This is a genomic window from Roseobacter sp., assembly GCF_024639605.1.
GTDB lineage: Bacteria > Pseudomonadota > Alphaproteobacteria > Rhodobacterales > Rhodobacteraceae > Roseobacter.
In genome coordinates this window covers 1-3,385 of sequence record NZ_JAHEHZ010000173.1, presented here as the reverse complement: position 1 = coordinate 3,385, position 3,385 = coordinate 1, and the positions used below count along the sequence as shown (strand labels likewise).

Annotated in this window: 4 protein-coding genes and 1 pseudogene; 1 reads left to right on the top strand and 4 read right to left on the bottom strand. The window is 59.9% G+C overall.

Features of this window, described 5'->3' with window-relative positions:
• Positions 1-184 (bottom strand): hypothetical protein (locus tag Q0M35_RS16465; RefSeq protein ID WP_295317359.1); only part of this gene is annotated, 184 nt, incomplete at its 3' end.
• A gap of 161 nt (positions 185-345) precedes the next feature.
• Here Q0M35_RS16465 and Q0M35_RS16460 point away from each other — a divergent pair.
• Positions 346-1,830 (top strand): hypothetical protein, encoded by a 1,485-nt coding sequence (locus tag Q0M35_RS16460; RefSeq protein WP_295317358.1) that lies wholly within the window; start codon positions 346-348, stop codon positions 1,828-1,830.
• A gap of 430 nt (positions 1,831-2,260) precedes the next feature.
• On the opposite strand, the gene Q0M35_RS16455 is transcribed toward Q0M35_RS16460, so the two are convergent.
• From Q0M35_RS16455 to Q0M35_RS16445, 3 genes and pseudogenes are all read right to left on the bottom strand, one after another.
• On the bottom strand, positions 2,261-2,521 hold the full coding sequence (locus Q0M35_RS16455; RefSeq protein ID WP_295317357.1) for a hypothetical protein: 261 nt from the start codon (positions 2,519-2,521) through the stop codon (positions 2,261-2,263).
• 62 nt (positions 2,522-2,583) lie between these two features.
• Positions 2,584-3,228 (bottom strand): integrase core domain-containing protein, encoded by a 645-nt coding sequence (locus Q0M35_RS16450; protein WP_295317356.1) that lies wholly within the window; start codon positions 3,226-3,228, stop codon positions 2,584-2,586.
• Between the two features lie 53 nt (positions 3,229-3,281).
• Positions 3,282-3,385: pseudogene (locus Q0M35_RS16445) on the bottom strand (IS5/IS1182 family transposase); the annotation flags it as partial.

Here is a 3,385-nt window from a genome sequence, read left to right as displayed (position 1 = left end):
TCGACATAGGCATGAGAAAGACCGGCGGCTGTGCAGACGCGCATCGCGCAGATCCGCCCGGATCCGGATCGGGGGGCCAGAGCTTGAAAATGCCATTCCAGCGCTTTGACCACTGGCTTGTCGGATAATCTGCCCGGTCGATGCAGGTCGATAGCGCGCAGATAGTATTCACAGGCCGATACATTTTAACGCCGCTTCACATGCGCGTCACGAAGCACCCAGGAGATCTGCCACCTGCCGGTTTTCCGTCTGAAATCCGGGACGCTGAGGGCTGAAATGTGTATAATGCGCGCGAGTCCTTGGCTCCGATCATTTCAAACCATACCATATTCAATGAGGCTAATCATGACACATCGTAACAGAAATATAGCCTTGGCCCTTGTTGCTGCACTTGGCACTTCCTGTCTGGCCGGTCCTGTTGTTGCGGCACTGACAGATTTTGAAACCAGCTGCAGTAAGGAAGCTGATGACGCCTTTAACGAGGGGCTGAGCCTCCTTCACAATATGATGTATATTCAGGCCGAAGCTGAATTCATGAAGGCAGCGGATGCCGATCCGTCCTGTGCCATGGCCCAGTGGGGTGTGGGCATGGCGAACTTCCATCCGCTCTGGCCCGGCGCGCCGTCGGAGGCGGAGACAGAACGGGGCATGGCCGCGGCTGCAAAACTCGCCGGGCTGCAGACCGGCACCCCGGTTGAACAGGCGCTTGCCGGCGCTGTCGCTGCATTCTATGCGCCCGGTGCAGACAGCTACCGTGCCCGTCTCGACGCATGGGCGCAGGCGCAGATCGACGCAGGCGAGCAGAACCCCGACGACACCGATACGGCGGCGTTTGCGGCTCTGGCACGTCTGGCGACCGCGCCCCGTGGCCCGGAAGGTGTGGCCGTGAATGCTCAGGTCGGCGATGCGCTCGACGCGCTGCACAAGTCAGATCCTGAGCACCCCGGAGTGATCCACTATGCCATTCATGCCTATGATAATCCGGCGCTGAAAGAGCGCGGACGGCTCTATGCGGAGATCTACGACAAGACGGCTCCGGACGCTCCGCATGCCCTGCATATGCCGGCGCATATTTTCACGCGTACCGGCGACTGGGACCGCTCCATTGATCTCAACAGTCGTTCGGCCAGGGCTGCTCTTGAGCAGTCAGGCGATGTGATCCAGAGCCATTACGCGCATGCTGTCGACTATCTGGTGTATGGCCATCTGCAACTCGGCGAGGTCAGCAAAGCAGAGGCGCTGGTAGAAGAGATGCTTGCCATCGACAATCACCAGGTGAGCTTCGGCGGCGCCTATGCTCTGGCGGCTGCCCCGGTCCGGGTCGCGCTTGAAACCGGCGACTGGACGCAGGCAGCCGGACTGTCACCGGATATGCACGCGGCGATTCCATGGGATAAGTTCCCTCAGACCGTCGCGATGAACCGGTTTGCGCGCGGTCTCGGGGCGGCACGCAGCGGCGATACTGATGCGGCCAGAGATGCGGTGGCGGGTCTCGAAACGCTGAAAGCAGCAATGGAGGAGCGTGGCCAGGGATACTGGGCAAAGCTCACCGGCGCCCAGATCCTGAGCGTTCAGGCCTGGATCGAACTGGCCGAAGGCAATACAGAGCCCGCGCTGGAGATGCAGCGGTCTGCCGCGGAGCTTGAGGACAGTATCGGAAAGAGCCCCGTGACGCCCGGCCACATGCTGCCGGCGCGCGAGCTGCTGGGAGATATGCTTGCCGAACTCGGCAGGCAGGACGAAGCCGTGCAGGCCTATAAAACCACGCTCACTCTGTCGCCCAACCGTGCGCGCAGCATGGCAGCACTTGACGCCTCCTCCGGGCAATAGGACCGAAGAACCGGTCACTGGCCGCCCGGCGCCGCCGTCTGTGACCGCCGTGCCGCACATGCGTGATACCGCCGGACCGCTCAGAAGTGAACCGGCCCGGCGCTGACTAAAAGTGGAGAGCTTGCCGGCAGCGTCCTGTGGCGCCGCCCTGATTTCTGCGTCACAGACCCTGGGTCCGCTTTATCCGGACACCCCTGATCGCGCAGAACACAACGCGCCCATTGACTGCGAAATCCCGATGTTGGCGACCCGTCCTGCTTCCGGTTGCTGCACCGCCCGCTGCCCGCAAATCATCGGGGTACTGAGCGCACAAAATCTGTCCGGTTTTGCACCTGACCCTGCCGGCTTTCTGAGACCGTCCGGAAGAGAACGGTGTTATCCCGGCCAACCGGACGCGCACAGCATATCGCGGTAGACATACACAGGTCTCTCAATAGCCGGATGCGTCGCGGGCCCTCGACAATCCGACGGCGACGGCGTTGATCAGGACCGGAGGCATGTTGTGCGCCTCAAGCCATGCCCGCGGTTCTTCGGCGAGAAGCGGGTCCAGCGCCGCCATCCTTTTGTAGGCCACACGCGCCGCCTGTTCATTTGACAGTTCCGTATGCGCAATCGCTAGGAGCGCCTGACCGAAGGACCAGCCATCGGCGGAAGCGCGTTCCGCGGCAAGCAGCAAGTCCGGCCAGTCCATTCTGATCAGGTAATCTGCAGCCAGCAGATGATCAGCCCCACCTGAGTGGTCCAGTTTGAATGTTAGTGCATGATAGGCCTGGTTGCCATCGGGATGATGGTTTCTTGTGCCGGTGGGCGATAGCCCAGTGCAGTGTGGGGTCGTTTGGTGTTGTAGTGTTTCCGCCACTTTTCGATGATGATCCGGGCTTCGCGTAGCGAGTAAAAGACCTCGCCGTTGAGCAGTTCGTCGCGGAGACGGGCATTGAAGCTTTCGCAGTATCCGTTCTCCCAGGGCGATCCCGGCTCGATGTAAGCGGTCTTCGCCCCGACGGCGGTAATCCAGTTCCTTACCGCCTCAGCAATGAACTCCGGGCCGTTGTCAGAGCGAATGTAAGCTGGGATGCCGCGCAGGATGAACAAGTCTGTCAGCGCGTCGATGACTTCGGTCGAGTTCAGCTTCCGTTTCACCCGGATAGCCAGACATCCCCGGCTGTGTTCGTCGAGGATATTCAGGGTCCGGAATGCCTTGGCACTATTTATGGATGGAAAGCGCATGATGACTGTCCGTGGCATCGCCCATGACCCTTCAAGTATCTCCGTTTCAGCTCGCGACGTTGCCAGTAACTCTCCACCATGTCTTTCGAAGCTTGGCATGAAGCCGTCAAGATAGGCTTGGTACGCTTCCGGGTCGTGTATATTGAGTTGGCCGATTACGTAAGCTGGCATGAGTTCCTCCGTCCAGTCGCAGTGCGGAAAGCTATTCTAGGGTCTGTGGACATTCATCTTGATGCTATGAGTGCTGCTACAAGGTTCCAACACGCGGCGTAGCTGCAATCCGTTTTATCGTATCTTGTGGCTATCCCTCTGAACTCTTTAATCTTTG

What these genes read in the sequence shown, in the direction of transcription:
- Q0M35_RS16450 (WP_295317356.1), bottom strand. Translation starts at nt 3,228, where the DNA reads ATGCCAGCTTACGTAATCGGCCAACTCAATATACACGACCCGGAAGCG.
- Q0M35_RS16455 (WP_295317357.1), bottom strand. Translation starts at nt 2,521, where the DNA reads ATGGACTGGCCGGACTTGCTGCTTGCCGCGGAACGCGCTTCCGCCGAT.
- Q0M35_RS16460 (WP_295317358.1), top strand. Translation starts at nt 346, where the DNA reads ATGACACATCGTAACAGAAATATAGCCTTGGCCCTTGTTGCTGCACTT.